The organism is Stenotrophomonas maltophilia (assembly GCF_006974125.1).
In the GTDB taxonomy this organism is placed as follows: domain Bacteria; phylum Pseudomonadota; class Gammaproteobacteria; order Xanthomonadales; family Xanthomonadaceae; genus Stenotrophomonas; species Stenotrophomonas maltophilia_O.
Map to the genome: position 1 here is coordinate 3061964 of NZ_CP037858.1, position 19179 is coordinate 3081142.

16 protein-coding genes, 6 tRNA genes and 1 other RNA gene are annotated in these 19179 nt (G+C 66.2%); 17 read left to right on the forward strand and 6 right to left on the reverse strand.

From position 1 onward, the window contains the following. Positions 1-101: 101 nt before the first annotated feature. From lon to EZ304_RS13970, 8 genes are all read left to right on the forward strand, one after another. Entirely contained in the window at positions 102-2552 is a 2451-nt protein-coding gene (gene lon / locus EZ304_RS13935; protein WP_099485204.1) for an endopeptidase La, read from the forward strand. A 217-nt stretch (positions 2553-2769) separates the two neighbouring features. Continuing rightward, on the forward strand, positions 2770-3042 hold the full coding sequence (locus EZ304_RS13940) for an HU family DNA-binding protein (protein ID WP_004146343.1): 273 nt from the start codon (positions 2770-2772) through the stop codon (positions 3040-3042). A gap of 11 nt (positions 3043-3053) precedes the next feature. Next, positions 3054-3128 (forward strand) — tRNA-Val (locus tag EZ304_RS13945). A gap of 26 nt (positions 3129-3154) precedes the next feature. After that, positions 3155-3231, forward strand: a tRNA-Asp gene (locus EZ304_RS13950). Positions 3232-3314: 83 nt separating this feature from the next. Beyond that, positions 3315-3391 (forward strand) — tRNA-Asp (locus tag EZ304_RS13955). A gap of 87 nt (positions 3392-3478) precedes the next feature. Next, positions 3479-3555 (forward strand) — tRNA-Asp (locus tag EZ304_RS13960). Between the two features lie 106 nt (positions 3556-3661). Then, positions 3662-3738: transfer RNA gene (locus tag EZ304_RS13965), tRNA-Asp, on the forward strand. Between the two features lie 191 nt (positions 3739-3929). After that, positions 3930-5885 (forward strand): peptidyl-prolyl cis-trans isomerase, encoded by a 1956-nt coding sequence (locus EZ304_RS13970; RefSeq protein ID WP_142807346.1) that lies wholly within the window; start codon positions 3930-3932, stop codon positions 5883-5885. A 183-nt stretch (positions 5886-6068) separates the two neighbouring features. Here EZ304_RS13970 and EZ304_RS13975 read toward each other — a convergent pair whose 3' ends face one another. Next, positions 6069-7268, reverse strand: a complete 1200-nt coding sequence (locus EZ304_RS13975; protein WP_099551255.1) for a lytic transglycosylase domain-containing protein — start codon at positions 7266-7268, stop codon at positions 6069-6071. Next, a complete protein-coding gene (gene gloB, locus EZ304_RS13980; protein ID WP_099551254.1) occupies positions 7265-8029 on the reverse strand; it encodes a hydroxyacylglutathione hydrolase in 765 nt (254 codons plus the stop codon). The genes EZ304_RS13975 and gloB overlap by 4 nt, the downstream gene beginning before the upstream one ends. Before the next feature lie 11 nt (positions 8030-8040). On the opposite strand from gloB, the gene EZ304_RS13985 reads away from it, so the two are divergent. The 3 genes from EZ304_RS13985 to dnaQ are packed head-to-tail and all read left to right on the forward strand — an operon-like array spanning position 8041 to position 9887. Continuing rightward, positions 8041-8685, forward strand: coding sequence for a hypothetical protein (locus EZ304_RS13985; protein WP_142807347.1), 645 nt, complete (start codon positions 8041-8043; stop codon positions 8683-8685). Between the two features lie 13 nt (positions 8686-8698). Then, positions 8699-9151 carry a ribonuclease HI gene (gene rnhA / locus EZ304_RS13990; RefSeq protein WP_032129326.1) on the forward strand — a complete coding sequence of 151 codons (453 nt, stop codon included), beginning with the start codon at positions 8699-8701 and terminating at the stop codon, positions 9149-9151. Positions 9152-9155: 4 nt separating this feature from the next. Continuing rightward, on the forward strand, positions 9156-9887 hold the full coding sequence (dnaQ, locus tag EZ304_RS13995) for a DNA polymerase III subunit epsilon (RefSeq protein ID WP_099551252.1): 732 nt from the start codon (positions 9156-9158) through the stop codon (positions 9885-9887). 69 nt (positions 9888-9956) lie between these two features. On the opposite strand, the gene EZ304_RS14000 is transcribed toward dnaQ, so the two are convergent. Continuing rightward, positions 9957-10661, reverse strand: coding sequence for a PP2C family protein-serine/threonine phosphatase (locus EZ304_RS14000; RefSeq protein WP_005408277.1), 705 nt, complete (start codon positions 10659-10661; stop codon positions 9957-9959). A 165-nt stretch (positions 10662-10826) separates the two neighbouring features. Here EZ304_RS14000 and EZ304_RS14005 point away from each other — a divergent pair. Then, positions 10827-10917, forward strand: a tRNA-Ser gene (locus tag EZ304_RS14005). A gap of 402 nt (positions 10918-11319) precedes the next feature. On the opposite strand, the gene EZ304_RS14010 is transcribed toward EZ304_RS14005, so the two are convergent. Then, positions 11320-14334 carry an autotransporter outer membrane beta-barrel domain-containing protein gene (locus tag EZ304_RS14010; RefSeq protein WP_142807348.1) on the reverse strand — a complete coding sequence of 1005 codons (3015 nt, stop codon included), beginning with the start codon at positions 14332-14334 and terminating at the stop codon, positions 11320-11322. 252 nt (positions 14335-14586) lie between these two features. On the opposite strand from EZ304_RS14010, the gene EZ304_RS14015 reads away from it, so the two are divergent. Further along, entirely contained in the window at positions 14587-14991 is a 405-nt protein-coding gene (locus tag EZ304_RS14015; protein ID WP_049430220.1) for a DUF6165 family protein, read from the forward strand. 46 nt (positions 14992-15037) lie between these two features. Here the strand turns inward: EZ304_RS14015 and EZ304_RS14020 are convergent, their stop codons facing one another. Further along, entirely contained in the window at positions 15038-16084 is a 1047-nt protein-coding gene (locus tag EZ304_RS14020; protein WP_142807349.1) for a glycosyltransferase family 9 protein, read from the reverse strand. Positions 16085-16104: 20 nt separating this feature from the next. Here EZ304_RS14020 and EZ304_RS14025 point away from each other — a divergent pair, with 20 nt between their 5' ends. Genes EZ304_RS14025 through EZ304_RS14035 form a run of 3 tightly spaced genes read left to right on the forward strand, consistent with a single transcriptional unit; the run spans position 16105 to position 18007 of the window. Then, complete coding sequence (locus EZ304_RS14025) at positions 16105-16854, forward strand: 3-deoxy-D-manno-octulosonic acid kinase (protein ID WP_012479275.1); 750 nt, start codon at positions 16105-16107, stop codon at positions 16852-16854. After that, entirely contained in the window at positions 16854-17621 is a 768-nt protein-coding gene (locus tag EZ304_RS14030; RefSeq protein ID WP_099553812.1) for an MBL fold metallo-hydrolase, read from the forward strand. The genes EZ304_RS14025 and EZ304_RS14030 overlap by 1 nt, the downstream gene beginning before the upstream one ends. Continuing rightward, positions 17618-18007: a DUF4440 domain-containing protein gene (locus EZ304_RS14035; RefSeq protein WP_142807350.1), complete on the forward strand. Its 390-nt coding sequence runs from the start codon at positions 17618-17620 to the stop codon at positions 18005-18007. Before EZ304_RS14030 ends, EZ304_RS14035 begins: the two co-directional genes overlap by 4 nt. Positions 18008-18175: 168 nt before the next feature. Here the strand turns inward: EZ304_RS14035 and ffs are convergent. Further along, an RNA gene (gene ffs / locus EZ304_RS14040) (signal recognition particle sRNA small type) lies at positions 18176-18272 on the reverse strand. A 300-nt stretch (positions 18273-18572) separates the two neighbouring features. Between ffs and EZ304_RS14045 the strand changes: the two genes are divergently transcribed. Then, the gene (locus EZ304_RS14045; protein WP_099553816.1) at positions 18573-18890 is read left to right on the forward strand and encodes a DMT family transporter; all 318 of its coding nucleotides are present in this window, start codon (positions 18573-18575) and stop codon (positions 18888-18890) included. Positions 18891-19179: the final 289 nt, after the last annotated feature.

A 19179-nucleotide genomic window follows, 5' to 3' on the forward strand; every position in this document is an offset into this window, starting at 1 on the left:
CTTGCATCTGAAAGCCGATGGCCCCATAACGGGGCCATCGGCTTTTTTTGTCTCCGGAAGATGCCCTCCCGGAGGCGGTTTTCCCCTTCCCTGGAGCCCCCATGGCCCGTTCCCCAAGTGAAACCCTCGACCTGCCGGTCCTGCCGCTGCGCGACGTAGTGGTGTTCCCGCACATGGTCATCCCGCTGTTCGTCGGCCGTGACAAGTCCATGCACGCGCTCGAACAGGCAATGGAATCGGACAAGCGCATCCTGCTGCTGGCGCAGAAGTCGGCCGAGACCGATGACCCGCATGCGGCCGACCTCTACCAGGTCGGTACGCTGGCGCAGGTGCTGCAGCTGCTGAAGCTGCCCGACGGCACCATCAAGGTGCTGGTCGAAGGCCTGTCGCGCGTGCAGGTCACCCACGTCGACGAGCGCAACGGCTCGCTGCACGGGCAGGCGGTGGAAATCGACGCCACCGACGAACGCGAGGCCCGCGAGGTCGAGGCGATCGCCCGCTCGCTGATGTCGCTGTTCGAGCAGTACGTCAAGACCAACCGCAAGCTGCCGCCGGAACTGCTGCAGACGCTGTCGGGCATCGATGAGCCGGCGCGCCTGGCCGACACCATCGCCGCGCACATCAGCGTGCGCCTGGCCGACAAGCAGCGCCTGCTGGAAACGCTGGCCGTCGGCGATCGCCTGGAGATGCTGGTCGGCCTGGTCGACGGCGAGATCGACGTGCAGCAGATGGAAAAGCGCATCCGCGGCCGCGTGAAGTCGCAGATGGAGAAGAGCCAGCGCGAGTACTACCTCAACGAACAGATGAAGGCCATCCAGAAGGAACTGGGTGACCTGGACGACGCGCCGGGCGAGCTGGAAGAGCTGGCCCGCAAGATCGCCGAAGCCGGTATGCCGAAGGCGGTTGAAGCCAAGGCGCGCAACGAACTGAACAAGCTCAAGCAGATGTCGCCGATGTCGGCCGAAGCGGCGGTTGTGCGCAACTACCTGGAGTGGCTGCTGGGCGTGCCGTGGAAGAAGCGCAGCAAGGTGCGCAAGGACCTGAAGGCCGCGCAGGACACCCTCGACGCCGACCACTACGGCCTGGAGAAGGTCAAGGAGCGCATCCTTGAATACCTGGCGGTGCAGTCGCGCGTGAAGCAGATGAAGGGCCCGATCCTGTGCCTGGTCGGGCCGCCGGGCGTGGGCAAGACCTCGCTGGGCCAGTCCATCGCCAAGGCCACCAACCGCAAGTTCGTGCGCATGTCGCTGGGCGGCGTGCGCGACGAGGCCGAGATCCGTGGCCACCGCCGTACCTACGTCGGTTCGATGCCGGGCCGCATCGTGCAGAACCTCAACAAGGTCGGCAGCAAGAACCCGCTGTTCGTGCTCGACGAGATCGACAAGATGTCGATGGACTTCCGTGGCGATCCGTCTTCGGCGCTGCTGGAAGTGCTCGATCCGGAGCAGAACAACGCGTTCAACGACCACTACCTGGAAGTGGATCTGGACCTGTCCGAAGTGATGTTCGTGGCGACCTCGAACTCGCTCAACATTCCGGGCCCGCTGCTGGACCGCATGGAAGTGATCCGCATCCCCGGCTACACCGAGGACGAGAAGCTCAACATCGCCACCCGTTACCTGGTGCCGAAGCAGATCAAGGCCAACGGCCTGCAGCCGGAAGAACTGGAGATCGGCAGCGATGCCATCCAGGACATCGTGCGTTACTACACGCGCGAATCGGGCGTGCGCAACCTGGAACGCGAGATCGCCAAGATCTGCCGCAAGGTGGTGAAGGAGATCGCGCTGGCCGGCCCGCAGCCGGCGGCGAAGGCGAAGAAGGGTGCGAAGAAGAAGGCGCTGGTGAGCGTGTCCAGCAAGAACCTGGACAAGTACCTGGGCGTGCGTCGCTTCGACTTCGGCCGTGCCGAGGAAGAGAACGAGATCGGCCTGGTCACCGGCCTGGCCTGGACCGAGGTCGGCGGCGATCTTCTGCAGATCGAATCGACGCTGGTGCCGGGCAAGGGCCAGCTGATCCTGACCGGTCAGCTCGGCAACGTGATGAAGGAATCTGCGTCGGCGGCGCTGTCGGTGGTGCGTTCGCGCGCCGTGGGCTTTGGCATCGACAGCGACTTCCTGCAGAAGCACGACGTGCACCTGCACGTGCCCGATGGTGCCACGCCGAAGGACGGCCCGAGTGCCGGCGCGGCGATGGTGACCTCGCTGGTGTCGATGCTGACCAAGGTGCCGGTGCGTGCTGACGTGGCGATGACCGGCGAGATCACCCTGCGTGGTCGCGTCACCGCGATCGGTGGCCTGAAGGAAAAGCTGCTGGCGGCACTGCGTGGTGGCATCCGCACGGTGATCATCCCGGAAGAGAACCGCAAGGACCTGGCCGACATTCCGGCCAACGTCACCCGCGATCTGAAGATCGTGCCGGTGAAGTACATCGAAGAAGTCCTGGACCTGGCGCTGGAGCGTCCGTTGGCACCGAAGAAGGCGCGCAAGAGTGCGCAGCGTGTCACGGTGCGCAGCAAGGCCAAACCGAGTGGAAGCGCGCGCGTCAAGCATTGACGCGCGCTGTCCAATGGCCCGAAACCCGCGTCGTTGCTGGCTTTCCAGCTTGCGTGGGGGTAGGGCCACTGGTATAAAAGCAGCACTCGCGAATGAGTGATCGCTGTCAGCGATGACTGAATCGGCGAACCGTTTCCACATGGCGGCCGCATGCAGAAGGCATGCGGTTGCTTCCCTGTCGAATAAGCGGAACCCACCGCCAAAGGAGTTGTAGAGAATGAACAAGACCGAATTGATCGATGCCGTTGCTGAAGCTGCCGACCTGACCAAGGCCGAGTCCAGCCGCGCTGTCGATGCCGTCGTTGCTGCCGTCACCAAGGCGCTGAAGGACGGCGATGCGGTCACCCTGGTTGGCTTCGGTACCTTCCAGGTCCGCGACCGTGCTGCACGCACCGGCCGCAACCCGAAGACCGGCGACACCATCAAGATCGCTGCTTCGAAGAATCCGTCGTTCAAGGCTGGTAAGGCCCTGAAGGATGCTGTAAACTAAGCGGCTCGCTGGGGTGCTTAGCTCAGCGGTAGAGCGTCTCCTTTACACGGAGAGGGTCGGGGGTTCGAAACCCTCAGCACCCACCACAGCACCGCGGTAAAAGTTTGAGTGTGGAGCGGTAGTTCAGCTGGTTAGAATGCTGGCCTGTCACGCCGGAGGTCGCGGGTTCGAGTCCCGTCCGCTCCGCCATTCAACGAGGCCTCCGGCCAAAAGCTGGAGGCTTTGTTTTCTCCCCGGTCCAGGCCGGCTGAAAACAAAAAAGGTAACAACGCGGAGCGGTAGTTCAGCTGGTTAGAATGCTGGCCTGTCACGCCGGAGGTCGCGGGTTCGAGTCCCGTCCGCTCCGCCACTACATCGAGGCCCCCGGCCTGAAGCCGGGGGCCTTGTCTTCTCCCCGGAAGGTTCGGGAAGAAGGCGAAAAGGTTTTTGCAAGAACGGAGCGGTAGTTCAGCTGGTTAGAATGCTGGCCTGTCACGCCGGAGGTCGCGGGTTCGAGTCCCGTCCGCTCCGCCATTGCAGAATTCTTAAGTCCCTGTGAAAAAACTTTGAAAAAAGTGTTCATCGGGCTGGGTTTCCAGGGAGTCTTCGGATATACTGGGCGCCTGCAAAGTTTCAGCGCGGAGCGGTAGTTCAGCTGGTTAGAATGCTGGCCTGTCACGCCGGAGGTCGCGGGTTCGAGTCCCGTCCGCTCCGCCAACTCTAAAAGCCCTCGGCGCAAGCCGGGGGCTTTTTCTTTGTGTCATGCGTGCAATCGCACGCGCGGGGGGATCTGCCCGCCGCGTGTTGCCGCGAAGGCGCGCGCAGGCCATGCGGGCGCTGCTTTTGGTCCCTGCGGCGAAGCGGGTTACACTGCCGGGCTCGCCAATCAGGCCTTGTGATTCCTCACCATGCTGCAGAAACTCCGCGACAAGACCTCAGGCTGGATCGTCACCGTGATCCTGGGGCTGCTGATGATTCCGTTCCTGTTCGTGATCGACAACAGCTACCTTGGTGGCGTTGGCGCACAGAACGTGGCCAAGGTTTCCGCGCCCCCGACCTGGTGGCGTTCGGCACCGTCGTGGTGGCCGGTGCGCATGCTGTGGCAGCACCATGAGATCAGCGCGCAGGATTTCCGCACCCGCTTCGAGCAGGAGCGCATGCGTGAGCGCCAGCAGCAGGGCGAGAATTTCGACCCGCGCGCGTTCGAGAGCACTGAGAACAAGCTGGCCGTGCTCGATCAGCTGATCGACGAGCAGGTCGTGCGCCTGGTCGGCGAGCAGGCCGGTGTCGTGATCGGCGATGGCGCGGTGCGCGAGTACATCGCCACCATCCCGGCCTTCCTCGATTCGAACGGCAAGTTCAACGAGAACAACTACCGCCTGGCGCTGGCCGGTGGCAATCCGCCGCGTACCCCGACCCAGTTCCAGGAACTGGTGCGTGAGAGCCTGCAGCAGTCGGTGATTCCGTCGGGCCTGCAGAACTCGGGCTTCGTCACCCAGTCCGAGACCGAGCGCCTGCTGAAGCTGCTGGGCGAGACCCGCGACGTCGAACTGGCCGCATTGCCGGAAGTGCCGGCCGACACCGCGCCGGTGACCGATGCGCAGATCAAGCAGTGGTACGACAGCCATGGCAAGGACTTCCGCCAGGCCGAGAGTGTCTCGCTCGAGTACGTTGAGATCAATGGCGCGAACCTGCCGGCACCGACCGCAGCCGACGAAGCCACCCTGCGCAAGCGCTATGAAGACGAGAAGGCGAAGTTCACCACGCCGGAGCAGCGCCAGGCCTCGCATATCCTGATCACCGGCGACGGTGCCGAAGCCAAGGCGAACAAGATTGCCGCCGAAGCCAAGGCCGCCGGCGCCGACTTCGCTGCACTGGCCAAGGCCAACTCGGAAGACCCGGGCTCGAAGGACCAGGGCGGTGACCTGGGCTGGGTCGAACGCGGCGCGATGGTCAAGCCGTTCGAAGATGCACTGTTCGCTGCCAAGGCCGGTGACGTGATCGGCCCGGTCAAGACCGAGTTCGGCTATCACATCATCAAGGTTGCCGCGGTCCGTGGTGGCCAGGGCAAGTCGTTCGAGGAAGTGCGTGACACGCTGGCCGCCGAGCAGCTGAAGGCCGACGGCGAGCGCGGCTTCAACGAACTGGCCGGCCGTCTGGTCGACGCCATCAACAAGAGCCCGAGCGATCTGGCGGCTGCGGCCAAGGAAGTGAACCTGCCGCTGCAGACCCTGGGCCCGATCACCCGTGCCACCGCCAGTGGCATCGCCGCTGACCCGGCCGTGCTGCGTGCCGCGTTCTCCGACGTGCTGGTGCAGGACGGGACCGCCAGCGATCCGATCGCTCTGGGCGGTGCGACCAACCACAGTGTGGTCATCCGTGTGGCCGCGCACACCCCGGAACAGGCCATGCCGCTGGACAAGGCCCGCGAGCAGGTGATCGCCGCGATCCGTGCCGACCGTCAGCGCCAGGCCAGCGACAAGGCGGCCGATGCCGTGCTGGCCAAGCTGAAGGCGGGCGCTACCCTGCAGTCGCTGGCGGCCAGCGAGAAGCTGCAGCTGAGCCCGATGCCGGGCCTGCCGCGCAGCCAGCCGGTGCCGACCCCGGAAATCAACCGCGCGATCTTCAGCGCGCCGGTGCCGGCGGATGGCAAGCCGAGCTACGGCAAGGTCGACGTCAACGGCCACGCGCTGCTGTTCGCGGTGAACAAGGTGAACCCGGGCGACGTGAAGGAAGTGACCGCCGAGCAGCAGAAGCAGCTGAAGGACCAGCTGAGCCAGATCGATGGCATGGCTGCGGCCAAGGCCTACGTCGAGGCGATGCGCAAGAAGTTCGTGATCCAGACCACCGAAGCGAACCTGTAAGCCTCGCGGTGGGCAGGACGAGAAAGGCCCGGCAATGCCGGGCCTTTTTTGTTGGAGCGTTGCTGGAAATTGAACTGTGGAGCCGAGCCCATGCTCGGCTTGTCATGAATCCAGACAAGTCGCAGGCAAGAAAAAAGCCGAGCGTGGGCTCGGCTCTACGTGGGGAGGCGCTTGGCCTGTCCGTCAGTCTTCCACGCGCAGTACCGCGCCAGGCTTCAGCACGCTGCTGCCGCTCAGGCCGTTCAGCGACAGCAGGGCCTTCACCGGCATGCCATAGCGGCGGGCGATGGTCCAGGCCGACTCGCCATCACGCACGGTGTGGCGGCGGCTGCGCGGACGGTCGGCGATCGCGGCGACGGTCCTGGTGGCCTGCGGCGCGGGTACAGCGGCCGCCACCGGTGCGGCGCTGGCGACCAGCGCGGTCGCTGTCTCCGTCACCGTCGCATTTGCAGCCGAGACAGGTGCCAGCACGCGGGTGGTGCCCGAGGGGCGGCCACCGGAGGCCAGGGCCGGATTGAGGCGGGCGATCCTGGCAGGGTCCAGGGCGCGCTGTGCGGCCCACTGCTGCACGCTGGTGCCCGCAGGCAGGGTGTGGTCCTTCAGTACCGGCACGGTGCGGTCCAGCGAGGCCATCACGCCGGGCTGGTCTTCCACGTCTTCCAGCACGCACGCCAGGGCATGCAGCTTCTCGACGTAGGCATGGGTAACCGGCGACAGGCCAGGCAGCGCCGACGGCTTGGCGTTCTGCGCGTTCATGCCGGCCTTGCGCATGGACTGCAGCACGCGGTACTCGCCGGCGTTGTAGGCCATGGTGGCCAGGCGCCAGTCGCCGCCGAACATGCCGTGCAGGGTCTTCAGGTAGCGCACTGCGGCCTGGGTCGAATCGACTGCCGACAGGCGGCCGTCATAGCCGTTGGCCATCGGCACCCGGTGGTTGCGCGCGGTGGTGGCGATGAACTGCCACAGACCGGTCGGGCCGCTGCCGTTGCGGGCATTGGGCCGGTAGCCGCTTTCCACGAAGGGAATCAGCGCGAACTCGGTGGGCAGGTTCGCCTTGCGCAGCTCTTCGACCACATAGCCGAACAGCACCAGCGCATCGTCATCCTGGTTGGCCAGGCGCGAGGGGGCGTGGGCGAACTGCTTCTGCCAGCGCGGGCTGGTGGCCTCTGCGTCGCAGCTGGGTTCGGCCAGGCCGTCGCGGAAGCTGGTGAAGATCTCCTGGCCGTTGCGCACCGAAGCGGCCGGCAGCGCCGAGGGATCCAGCGGCAGGGCCGCGGCAGCGGTCAGGTTCTGGCTGATGCCGGCGCCCAGCGACTGTGCGCCTGCGGTTCCGGCCAGCCCCAGGGCAAGGCCCAGGGCCAGCGGCAGACTTCGGCGCATCATGCGCGGAAGCCGTCTTTCCAGTGCCGGAGACCGGCCATCACGTCGACGTCGTCCACGACGTCACGGCCCAGGTGTGCCGATACCGACGCACGGATCGGTGCAGCGTGCACACGCAGGAAGGGATTGCAGTCGAATTCGTTGGCCAGGGTTACCGGCAGGGTGGAACGGTCATCGCGGCGCATGGCCAAAGCCTCCTCTTGGCGCTGCCACAAGGCAGCGTTGGCGGGGTCGACATGCCGCGCGAAGACGGCATTTGACACGGTGTACTCATGAGCGCAACAAAGCAGCAGTTGCGCGGGCAGGGCACCCAGCTTGCGCATCGACGCCAGCAGCTGGGACGGCGTACCTTCGAACAGGCGTCCACAGCCCAGGCTGAACAACGAATCTCCGCTGAAAAGATGTTCAGCAGTGTGAAACGCGATGTGGCTGCGGGTATGCCCGGGCACGGATAGTACGTGGAACGTCCGGCCCAGTGCCTGAACGCGTTCACCTTCGCCGACCCGCTCGGTCGCCGTGGGAATGCGTTCCTCGACCGGCGCGACGACCCGCGCGCCGGGGAAACGTGCCTGCAATGCCGGCACGCCACCGATGTGGTCGTCGTGGTGATGGGTAAGCAGGATCGTGTCCACGCGCAGGCCCTGATCGGCCAGCGCGAGCACGGGCGCGGCATCACCGGGGTCGACGACCACGGCGGCGCCATCGTTGTCGATCAGCGTCCAGATGTAGTTATCCGCAAATGCGGGCAGGGCAGTCAGTCGCATAGAATTGGACCATGCCCGCGCTGCAGAGCACCCGTCAAGCGAGCCAGACCCCGTGGTTCGACAGTGAACCGGCGGAGTCCTTGCGCGTGCTGGAGCGGCAATTGCTGCTGCCACAGCTGTCGGTGCTGCCGGCGCAGCCCTGGCTGTGGATCGCACCAAGTGTGGCCTGGCTGGACGATGCACAGCTGGGCGGACGCGGTCTGCGCCTGTACCGGCAGGGGCCGGGCTATGACGGCGATACCCGCTGCGGGCTGCCCTTGCCCCTGGCCAACGAGAGCGTCAATGCGATCGTGCTGCAGCATGTCACCACAGGCGATGCCGACCAGCTGCTCGACGAGTGCGAGCGCGTACTGATGCCGGGCGGGCATTTGTGGCTGAGCAGCCTCAATCCGTTCAGCCCGTACCGCACTCACTGGCGGCAGCATGGGCTGGTGGTGCGTACGCCGCAGCGGATCCGCCTGCTGCTCGGCCGCCATGGCCTGGAGTGCGACGATATGCGCTACCTCGGCCCGCTCTGGCGCGGTGCCGGCAGCCGTCGCCCGGGGGGCTGGGCGCCATTGCGCGCGGCCTGCCTGTTCCATGCGGAAAAACGCACGCTGGCCCTGCCCGGGCCGAAACCGCTGCCGGTGCGCTGGCACGGCACCGTAGCTACTTGATTCTGGAGCTGTATTGAAAACCATCGAAATCCACACCGACGGATCCTGCCTCGGCAATCCCGGCCCCGGCGGCTGGGCCGCGCTGCTGCGCTACAAGGGCCACGAGCGCGAACTGAGTGGTGGCGAGGCGCACACCACCAACAACCGGATGGAGCTGATGGCGGCCATTTCCGGGCTGGAGTCGCTGACCGAGCCGTGCAACATCGTGCTCTACACCGACTCGCAGTACGTGCGGCAGGGCCTGACCCAGTGGATGCCGGGCTGGATCCGCAAGAACTGGAAGACCGCCGGTGGCGACCCGGTGAAGAACCGCGAGCTGTGGGAGCGCCTGCAGGCGGCCACGTTGCGGCATCAGATCGACTGGCGGTGGGTGAAGGGCCACTCCGGCGATCCGGACAATGAGCGGGTGGATACCCTGGCGCGCAACGCGGCGATCCAGATCCGCGACGCCAGCCCGGTAAACTGATCCCATGCGTCAGATCATCCTCGATACCGAAACCACCGGCCTGGAGTGGAAGAAGGGCAACCGCATTGTCGAAATCGGCTGCGTGGAGCTGTTCAAGCGCCGCCCGACCGGCAACAACTATCACCAGTACATCAAGCCGGACTGCGAGTTCGAACAGGGCGCGCAGGAAGTCACCGGCCTGACCCTGGAGTTCCTCGATGACAAGCCGGACTTCGCGCAGATCGCCGATGAGTTCCTGGCCTTCATCGATGGCGCCGAGCTGATCATCCACAACGCGGCGTTCGACCTGGGCTTCCTCGACAACGAGCTGTCGCTGCTGGGGCCGCAGTACGGCAAGATCACCGATCGCTGCACGGTGATCGATACCCTGGTGATGGCGCGCGAGCGCTTCCCGGGCCAGCGCAATTCGCTGGATGCGCTGTGCAAGCGGCTGGGCGTGGACAACTCGCACCGTGCGCTGCACGGTGGCCTGCTCGATGCGCAGATCCTGGGCGATGTCTACATCGCGCTGACCTCGGGCCAGGAAGAGATCGGCTTCGGTCTGGGCGATGAAGATGGCGGCGGTGCCGGCGCGGCATTGCAGGCTTTCGATACCAGCAAACTGCTGCCGCGTCCGCGCGTGGTGGCTACGCCGTCGGAACTGGAAGCGCACACCGCGCGCCTGGAGCGACTGCGCAAGAAGGCCGGCCACGCACTGTGGGATGGCCCGAAGGTGGAAGAGCCCGCCAGCGCGTAATGCCTGGAATGAGGTAGAGCCGGCCGCTGGCCGGCAGCGCCGTATCCACGCGTGGCGTGGATCTACCGGTCAGTGGCAGCGCACCAGGATCACGCTGATGTTGTCACGGCCACCGCCGTCGAGTGCGGCGGCGACCAGCGTATCCACGCATTCCTGCGCGCTGGCATCTTCGAATGCCAGGGTGCGGGCGATGCCGCGGTCATCCACTTCCTCGGTGAGACCGTCACTGCACAGCAGCAGCTGCATGCCGGGGCGCAGCTCGCCGCTGGTCGTGGCCACGTTCAGGTGTGCCGGATCCGTCACGCCCAGTGCCTGGGTAACCACGTTGCGGTGCGGATGCGCGCGGGCCTGCTCAGCGGTCAGGTTGCCCTGTGCGACCAGTTCCTGCACCACGCTGTGGTCCTGGCTGAGCTGCGCCAGCTGGCCGTCGCGCCACAGGTAAGCGCGGCTGTCGCCGACCCAGGCTACTTCATAGCGGTTGCCCTGCACGCGCGCGGCCACCACGGTGGTGCCCATCGGCAACGTGTCGTTGCGCCGGCGCGAGGCGCGGATGATCTCTTCGTCGGCGGTGCGGATGGCCTGTGCCAGCGGTGCGCCGCGGCGGATCTCGCGCACGATGGTTTCGCGTGCCAGTGCGCTGGCCACTTCGCCGCACGCATGCCCGCCCATGCCGTCGGCCACCAGCCACAGGGCCAGCTCGCTGTCACCGTAGTAGGTGTCCTCGTTGAGCTCGCGGCGCATGCCGGGGTGGGTCAGGTGTCCGAATTCGATCATGGTGGGCAGGGCGGAGTATTGCCGGGGGAGACAGGCATCATCGGGTGGGCGCAGGCATCCGGCAAGGCATGCGCCCAGGAAATTTTCACTTCGTTGGCCGGAATCACTTGTCGTCGGCCTCACTTCCTCGTATGATGCGCGTCCCCGGTCCGCCGGGGACCACCCGGAGAGGTGGCAGAGTGGTTGAATGTACCTGACTCGAAATCAGGCAGGCGTTTATAGCGCCTCGGGGGTTCGAATCCCCCCCTCTCCGCCAGATAAAGAAGAAAGCCGCCCACTGGGCGGCTTTTTTCTTGGCCAACGTTCGGGAGATGCAGGCGGTTGTTGTAGTGATCGACACCTCTGATGCGGGGGGATGAGAACCCCCGACGGGGTTCGACGGTTCTGCAGGAGCAGAACCGGACAGCCGTAGGCTGGCCCTGGAGCGCGTAGCGCGGAAGGGTCGGGTGCATGGATGCACCCGACAATCCCCCCCCTCTCCGCCAGATAAAAAAAAAGGGCTGCCGAAAGGCAGCCCTTTTTTTTTATCTGGCGCGGGACGCAACGCGCGTTTCGCGCGTCGCCCGAGACGTTGCCGCTGGGCACATCCACGCATAGCGTGCGAGGGAAGGCCATTCGCACAGGGTGGGAATCCATGCCCTGTGCGAATGGCGTGTGCTCAGAACGTGTAGCCCAGCCCCAGCTGTATGCCGTTCTGGGTCTGGCCGTCGCGCCGCTCGCCCACGTAATCAACCATCACCGACAGGCGCTTGCTGGCACGGCTGGTCACGCCCAGGTTCCAGGCGAGGACCTGTTCGCCGACGGTCTGGCTGCTGGCACTGAACAGCAGGTCCGGGGCAGCGGCGAAGCCGTTGCTGTAGCGGGCCTGGGTATCGCCAAGCTCCTTCTGCCAGACCACGCGGGCACGCGGGGTGATGCGCTCGCCGTTGTTGCCGTCGAAGGTCTTGAACAACTGCAGGCCAGCGCCCACGCGGATGCTCTCCAGGCTGCCACTGCGGCCGACCAGTGCGGCTGCGCCCCGGCCTTCGTTGAAGTGCGTGGCCGAGGTGCGCGTGTAGTCGATCACCGGCAGCAGCGGCTGGATCACCACGCCGTTGCTGGTGGTGAACGAGAACGCATGCTCCACGCGCGCGGAAATCGCGTCGTTGCTGTACTTCGCACGCAGCGGTGCCTGCAGGCCCTCGATACCCTCGATGCTGCGACGGGTGTCGTGGCGAAGATCGGTGTAGCGGACGGCGGCGGACAGGTAGCCGCGCGAATAGAGCGCGTCCACGTAGCCGCCGATATCCAGCGCGCGGACATCGCCGCTGAATCCTGCACCTTCGCTGGACCGGGTCGACATGTCGGCCGCGGCAAGGCTCACGCCCAGTGTCACACGGTCGTCTGCCAGGCGGGTATCGGCACCAAGTGCGATGCCGCCGATGGTATGGCTCAGGCCGGCGACGCCGGCATCCCCCTCGATACGGCCGTGGCTGCCGAAGCCCCGCGCCCAGAAGCTGCGGTTGCGTCCGGCGTCGCCCGCATCACTGCCCGCATCCGCCGGTGCGACCAGGTGCATCGCCAGCTGGTTGAACAGGCGATTGCCGGTCATCGCAGATTGTGCCGAGGCCGTCTGTGCGGCCTGTGCAGCCAGGCCGTCCGCATCGCCACCGCTGCGCGATGCTGCCTGGTGCTGCTGCACGACGTTGCCGATGCTGCCGACCAGTGCGGAATCGGCCAGGCGCAGGCTGGCATGCCCGTCGCCACGCAGTGCTCCCGCTTGGCGCGCGATGTCATCGCGGTCAGCGAACTGCAGGGCGCCCAGCAGTCCACTCATCGAGGAAGTGCGCTGCGCAGCCGCCTGTTGCAGTGCGATGCCCAGGCCGTCGCCGGACGCGGCATTGCCGAACAAGCGTGTGTCGTCGAAGGAAGGATTGGCGGTCAGCCACAGGCCACTGCCGGTCTGGTTGACGGTGAAGCTGAGCAGTGAATTGTGGCGAGGGCGGAACACCGCGCCGGGAGCGGTGAGATCCACCGCGCTGCCGGCCTCGCCACTGCGCTCGACGTACTGGAAGCGCCCTTCGATGAAGTCCGACACCGGCGCTGCGCGGGTCAGGGTATCGGGCGTAGCGGTGCGGCACCACAAGCCGGCGTACTCACCGTTCGACGGGCCGCAGGGGGCGACGGGCAGCTGCAGGGCGCTGGAATCCACCTGGGTTCCGACCAGATGGTTCTGCTGGCCTGCCGGGAAGAACGCCTGCTTGACGTCCAGCGTCAGCCTGGCGCTGGGGGCAATGCTCAGCACGGCGCGGTTGATGTTGCCGTACAGGTTGTAGTCACCGGACCGCCGGTCCTCTTCGACCAGGAAGTAGCGGGCTTCTTCCAGCGTCAGTGCCGGTGCGGTGCGCTGGCTGTCGACCTGGAAGGCCAGGTTCGCGCCGTCCTTGAGGTTGATGTAGCGCCCCTTGCCGATCCGGAAGCGTTCGCTGGTGAACACGTCGTCGCCACCCGGCGCGAGTGCTTCCAGCGAGTAGGGGCGCATGACGATGCCGGAGGGCGCGAGCGTTCCGCCCTCGTTGATGTCGATCGTGGCATTCAATGAACCGTGTCCGGTCAGCACGCCGCCGCGTTCGACCACGGTCAGGCTGCGCAGTGCGCCCTGCTGCAGCTCGATGCGCCCGCCATTGCGGGCGCCGATGGCTTCGGCGTGGTGGATCCAGCCATTCTGCTGCAGGCGCAGGGTGCCGCCATCGGCCACCACATACTGGGCGGCGGAGGCGGTATCCAGTGACCAGACACCGCCCCTGCCGATGCGGATCACACCGAAGGCGTCGTCCAGCCGGATGTCCGGGGCCGATTGCTGGAAGTAGCGCAGGTTGGCCAGCGCGTTGGTGTAGCGCCCGCGCACGGCCAGGTTCGGATTGAGGTCTCCGCTCACTTCCTTGTCGATGGAAAGCACGTCGCCAGGCTGGACGTAACCGGCTTCGGTAACGACGCGATCACTGTAGAAGGTGACACCGGGATACGCGGTGCAGTTGCCTGCCGCGCTCTGGTCGCGGGTCGGGCAGAAGCGCGTGGCCACGGCCGCCACGTTCGGGTCGAAGTAGCGCAGGAAGCCCGACTGCTGGGTCAGTTCATAGTGCGCCTGGACGATGCGCGCTTCGATGACCGCGAAGTCGGTCGGGCCGAACATGTCCCGGTAGTACTTGATGTACTTGTCCTGCCCCGGGTACGGGGTAGGGCCGTTCGGGCCGGATTCGCCATGGATGCCCAGCACCGTCTCCGTGTAGCTCCCGTGCGCCGGCAGCAGGCCGAACTGCGTCACCTTGCGCTTCACGCCGGCAACGAAGGCGTCGGCGCAGGCCGAGTAGCAGCCGCCGTCCAGTACGGTATCCAGCCCATGCTGGCGGATGATGGCGCCCATGCCCACGCCACCGGAGGCGGCCCCGCCCGGCGAGTTGCGGAACACCACCTGGCGCAGCGGCGTACCACGGGCCTGCGCGGCCAGGATGTAGGCCTCCAGCGTCTGCGGATCGGTCGCCAGCACGTTGCCGGTGTAGTAGAGCGTGTCTCCATTCACATGGAAGGCACTGGCATGGGCCTGCGGCGCGGCAGCGATGCCGAGAAGTGCTGCAACAAGGGCACTGCCGAGGACGGTGGCGCGACGGGCGGGGAGGGCGGGATATCGATGCATGCGGAGTTCCACGGAAAGGAGTGAAGTGCGGTTGCCGCCCTCTTTTGCTGCATCTGGTCAGGGCGGGTCGCGCGCGCTCGGCCGTTGGACTGGCCGGGCGTGGAGGGCGGCAGGCCGCCTCTCCAGACCGCTAACGCAGGTGCGGGGGTTTCTCCCCCAGTCGCCGTTCTCGCGGGAAAATGCAGGTGCAGGGGCGGAGCGTTCGCACCGCGCGGGTTACCATGTGTGCATCACTTGCTGGAGCCTTCCCCCATGAGCGCTGAAATCCTCGTCCCCGTGTCCTTCGGCGAGCTGCTGGACAAGATCTCGATTCTGCAGATCAAGTCCGAGCGCATCAGCGACGAGGGCAAGCTGGCCAACGTGCGCAGGGAGCTGTCGGCGCTGGAGCAGACCTGGATGGCGCACCCGGCGGCGGTGAAGGACATCGCCAAGCTGCGTGCCGAGCTGAAGGCGGTCAACGAGCAGCTGTGGGACATCGAGGACGACATCCGCCTGAAGGAAAAGGCGCAGGCGTTCGACCAGGGCTTCGTCGACCTGGCGCGCAGCGTCTACCTGCGCAACGATGAGCGTGCGCGCATCAAGAAGGCGATCAACCTGGCGCTGGGCTCGGCGTACGTGGAAGAGAAGTCCTACCAGGATTACGCGCAGCGTGGGTGAGGTGGACCCGCCGGGCGTGGCCCGGCGCTATCGATGATCCATCCGCTCAGGTGAGGTGGTCCGCCACGTAACGTTCGAATGCGGCGATGCCGTCTTCAACGGTGATCAGTTCCATCACATCGTCGAACTCGATCTTGGTGCCCCATTTCAGATCGGCGGCCTGCTTGGCCAGGTACTTGCGCGCGGCATCGTCGTAGCGGTCCACGCAGTAGCGGCGGTCCGAGTACGGGCCGCTGCGGTTCGGGTTGCTGGCCGCATGCAGGCCCAGCACCTTGGCGCCCATCGCGTTGGCGATGTGCATCGGGCCCGAGTCCGGGGTCATCACCAGGTTGGCGCGGGCAAGCAGGGCAGGCAGCTGCTTCAAGGTGTCCTTGCCGACCAGGTCCAGTGCCGGCGTGTGCAGTTGTGCCTGGATGGCATCGGCCATGCTGCGCTCCAGTTCGCTGCGGCCACCGCACAGCACCACCTGCCAACCGCGCTGTGCGGCGTGGTTGGCCACGGCTGCATAGCGGTCTGCATACCAGTTGCGGCGCACGTGGCTGGAGCAGGGCGAGATCATCAGCACAGGGCGGCCATCGTCCTGCCATTGCGCGGCGGCCCACTCAAAGGCGGACGGCGGTACGGCCAGGTCCCAGCTGACCTCGGTCTGGCGCAGACCCAGCGGCTCGCAGAAGCTGCCGATGGCATCCAGCACATGGATGCCGGGACGGTCGGGAATGCGCTCGTTGATGAAGAGCCCGTGCAGGTCCTTGGAGCGGCTGCGGTCGTAGCCGATGCGGCGCTCGGCGGGAATGAGCGCCGACAGCAGGTTGGCACGGAACGCCACCTGCATCTGCAGCAGCGCTTCAAAACGCCCCGGTGGCAGCTGTTTGCGCAGCTCCTTGACCCCTGCCATGCCGCTCTTCTTGTCGTAGGCGTGGAAGGTGACGCCGGGCAGGCCGTCAAGCAGTTTGTGGCCGACCTTGTCGATGATCCAGTGGATCGGCGTGTCCGGACGCGCAGCCTGCAGGGTGCGCACCAGGGGCACCACGTGGGTGACATCGCCGAGTGCGGACAGGCGCAGGAGGCACAAGGAGGAGGACGCTGATGCCATGTGTTGTTAGACTCAATGAAATGGTCGCATTCGACGCCAATGAAGCGCTGACGCCATGCCGCGAGGGTCGCGGCATCGGGGCCATTCTGTTCGACCGCGAGCGGCTGCGGCAAGCCGAGGTTGGTCTGTTCTCGCCCCAGCACTGGGGCAGCAAGGCCCGGCCGGTCGGCGAGGGCGGTCGCGGCAGCGCCTGGTTCATCGATGCGCCGTTCGGCGCCAGCGTGCTGCGCCACTACCTGCGCGGCGGTCTGGCAGCGAAGATCAGCCATGACCAGTACCTCTGGCGCGGGTCGGACCGGACCCGGAGCTTTGCCGAATTCCGCCTGATGCGCGCCCTGCGCGAAAAGAAGCTGCCGGTGCCCCGGCCGATCGCCGCGTACTACATGCGCGAGGGCCTGCGTTACCGCGCCGCGATCCTGATGGAGCGGATCGAGGGCGTACGCTCGCTGGCCGACCGTGCGCTGGTCGCCGGCCGGGGCGCGCCCTGGGAGGAGACCGGGCGGCTGATCGCCCGCTTCCACCGTGCCGGCCTGGACCATGCCGACCTCAACGCGCACAACATCCTGTTCGATGGCAACGGCCATGGCTGGCTGATCGACTTCGACCGCGGGGTGATCCGCATTCCGGCCACCGCCTGGCGCGAACGCAACCTCAAGCGCCTGCTGCGCTCGCTGATCAAGCTGCGCGGCGAGCGCAGCGTGGAAGACGTGCAGAAGGACTACGCGCGCCTGCGCCGCGCCTATGACATGGCCTGGAACCGGGGCACCTGATGGACTGGTCGTTGCGTTTCCTCGGCGTCGGCAACGCGTCGGCGGTCGAGCTGGGGTCGCCGATGTCGGTGATCGAGCGGGACGGGCGTCCGTGGCTGACCATCGACTGTGGCGGCGAAGGCCTGACCGCGTTCAAGGCCCACTACGGGCACATGCCGCAGGCCCTGTTCGTCACCCATGTGCACCTGGATCACGTGGCCGGTTTCGAGCGGCTGTTCGTGGATACCTTCTTCAGCACGCACCGCCGCGGCAAGGTGCGCCTGTACGTGCCGGCCACGGTGGTACCGCTGCTGCACAAGCGCATCGGCGACTACCCGAACGTGCTGGCCGAGGGCGGTGCGAACTTCTGGGATGCCTTCCAGCTGATCGTGGTGGGCGAGGCGTTCTGGCATGAGGGCGTGCGCCTGGAAGTGTTTCCGGTGCGCCATCACTGGCCGGAGACCGCCTATGGCCTGCGCCTGCAGGGCGCGCTGACCTGGAGCGGCGATACCCGGCCGATTCCGGAGATGCTGGCACGCTATGCCAACGACAACGAACTGATCGCCCACGACTGCGGCCTGCACGGCAACCCGTCGCATACCGGCGTGGACGACCTGGAGCGTGAGTACAGCGCCGAGCTGCAGTCGCGGATGATGCTCTACCACTACGCCAGCGTGGCTGACGGTGCGGCGCTGGCCGCGCGCGGCCACCGCGTGGCGCAACCGGGGCAGTGCGTGCCGCTGGCTTTCCCGACCGCACCGAACGTGCTGGCACAGGATCCGCCGTGAGCGGAACCGGCAGGCCCGCCGATACGGTGCTGGCCGCCGGACTGGAGGCGCTGGAGCGCGCGCTGCATGCGCCGCGGGTGCGTGCCGACCGTGAGCGCCTTGCCGCACTGCTGGACGAGGATTTCAACGAAATCGGCAGTTATGGCCGTTGCTACGGCCGTGAAGCGGCGTTGGCGGAGATTCCGCTGGAGCACGCGCAGGTGCAGATCGAATCGGAGCAGTACGCGGTCTCGCTGCTGACGCAGGACCTGGCCCAGGTGCGTTACCGCAGCCGCCATCACCTTGATGGCCAGCCGCAGGGCTGGGTGCTGCGCAGCTCGCTGTGGCGATGGCATGCGCAGGGATGGCGGGTGGTGTTCCACCAGGGAACGCCGGAGGCGGGGTAGCGCCGGGCCATGCCCGGCGAAGAGCGCCAACCAAGGTTGGCAGCTACCAGAGCGAGGGGCGAGGGGCGCCAACCAAGGTTGGCAGCTACCAGAGCGAGGGGCGAGGGGCGAGGGGCGCCAACCAAGGTTGGCATCTACCAGAGCGGGGTACGGCCCGAAAAGGCGGTGGCCCCGCCGGCTGACCTCGGCGCCCGCGTCGATCGATACCGTTGCTGCCTTCCGGCCCTGGCGGGGTTTTCGACCTAGCGTCGCGAGGGGCCGACGGGGCCACCATAGAGACGTTGGCCGCCCGGTGGGCGGCCAGTTCACGGATCAGGGGAAGCAGCGCGCGATGCGCCAGAGACCACAGCCGGACTGCGCATCGGCTGGCCGATGGCAGACGCGTAGTCTAGCGCAGGCAGGTGCATCGACGCCAGCTTCACGCACTGAATCGCCTGTAACCCGTTCCCGGCCACGGCGGCCGGGGCCGGCCCCCGTTGCTAGAATGCCGGCCAGGAGGAACGACCTCCCCCACATCGGGAATCAAAGACCAGGACGGCCTGGCCCTACCAAGAGGAGGGCCGTCATGGCCTGGATCTATCTGTTGTTCGCCGGCCTGCTGGAAATCGTCTGGGCCGTGTCCATGAAGCAGTCCGAAGGCTTCACCAAGCTCACCCCCACCGTGGTCACGATCATCGGCATGATCGCCAGCTTCTGGCTGCTGGCGGTGGCCATGCGCAGCCTGCCGCTGGGCACCGCCTATACGATCTGGACCGGCATCGGCGCCGTCGGCGCGTTCGTGGTTGGCATTGTGTTCCTCGGCGAGCAGGTCAACCCGATGCGCATCGGCGCAGCGGTATTGATCGTTTCCGGCCTGGTGCTGATGAAACTCTCCAGCAGCTGAATGCATTTACTTATGGCGGAGAAGGGAATCTCCGCGTTCTGCAGGTATATGCATTTTCGGCAAAATCATTTTGTGCGTCCGCTTTATTTGACGTACGTCATAAAAATAACGAGCGTGATTCACATGCCGCTGGCGCCATCGGTCGCACAGTGCCGCCATTCGTCATGCGAAACCGGGGAGTTTTCGCCTTGATGGACACGTTGGCCTGCCTGTTCCAGGTGCGGCCGCGTGAAGATGTGAAGATTTTCAGAAGTTAATGAAGCCAGGCCTTGTTCCCCTGCCGGGAGCC

What these genes read in the sequence shown, in the direction of transcription:
- lon (WP_099485204.1), top strand. Translation starts at nt 102, where the DNA reads ATGGCCCGTTCCCCAAGTGAAACCCTCGACCTGCCGGTCCTGCCGCTG.
- EZ304_RS13940 (WP_004146343.1), top strand. Translation starts at nt 2,770, where the DNA reads ATGAACAAGACCGAATTGATCGATGCCGTTGCTGAAGCTGCCGACCTG.
- EZ304_RS13970 (WP_142807346.1), top strand. Translation starts at nt 3,930, where the DNA reads ATGCTGCAGAAACTCCGCGACAAGACCTCAGGCTGGATCGTCACCGTG.
- EZ304_RS13975 (WP_099551255.1), bottom strand. Translation starts at nt 7,268, where the DNA reads ATGATGCGCCGAAGTCTGCCGCTGGCCCTGGGCCTTGCCCTGGGGCTG.
- gloB (WP_099551254.1), bottom strand. Translation starts at nt 8,029, where the DNA reads ATGCGACTGACTGCCCTGCCCGCATTTGCGGATAACTACATCTGGACG.
- EZ304_RS13985 (WP_142807347.1), top strand. Translation starts at nt 8,041, where the DNA reads ATGCCCGCGCTGCAGAGCACCCGTCAAGCGAGCCAGACCCCGTGGTTC.
- dnaQ (WP_099551252.1), top strand. Translation starts at nt 9,156, where the DNA reads ATGCGTCAGATCATCCTCGATACCGAAACCACCGGCCTGGAGTGGAAG.
- EZ304_RS14000 (WP_005408277.1), bottom strand. Translation starts at nt 10,661, where the DNA reads ATGATCGAATTCGGACACCTGACCCACCCCGGCATGCGCCGCGAGCTC.
- EZ304_RS14010 (WP_142807348.1), bottom strand. Translation starts at nt 14,334, where the DNA reads ATGCATCGATATCCCGCCCTCCCCGCCCGTCGCGCCACCGTCCTCGGC.
- EZ304_RS14015 (WP_049430220.1), top strand. Translation starts at nt 14,587, where the DNA reads ATGAGCGCTGAAATCCTCGTCCCCGTGTCCTTCGGCGAGCTGCTGGAC.
- EZ304_RS14020 (WP_142807349.1), bottom strand. Translation starts at nt 16,084, where the DNA reads ATGGCATCAGCGTCCTCCTCCTTGTGCCTCCTGCGCCTGTCCGCACTC.
- EZ304_RS14025 (WP_012479275.1), top strand. Translation starts at nt 16,105, where the DNA reads ATGGTCGCATTCGACGCCAATGAAGCGCTGACGCCATGCCGCGAGGGT.
- EZ304_RS14030 (WP_099553812.1), top strand. Translation starts at nt 16,854, where the DNA reads ATGGACTGGTCGTTGCGTTTCCTCGGCGTCGGCAACGCGTCGGCGGTC.
- EZ304_RS14045 (WP_099553816.1), top strand. Translation starts at nt 18,573, where the DNA reads ATGGCCTGGATCTATCTGTTGTTCGCCGGCCTGCTGGAAATCGTCTGG.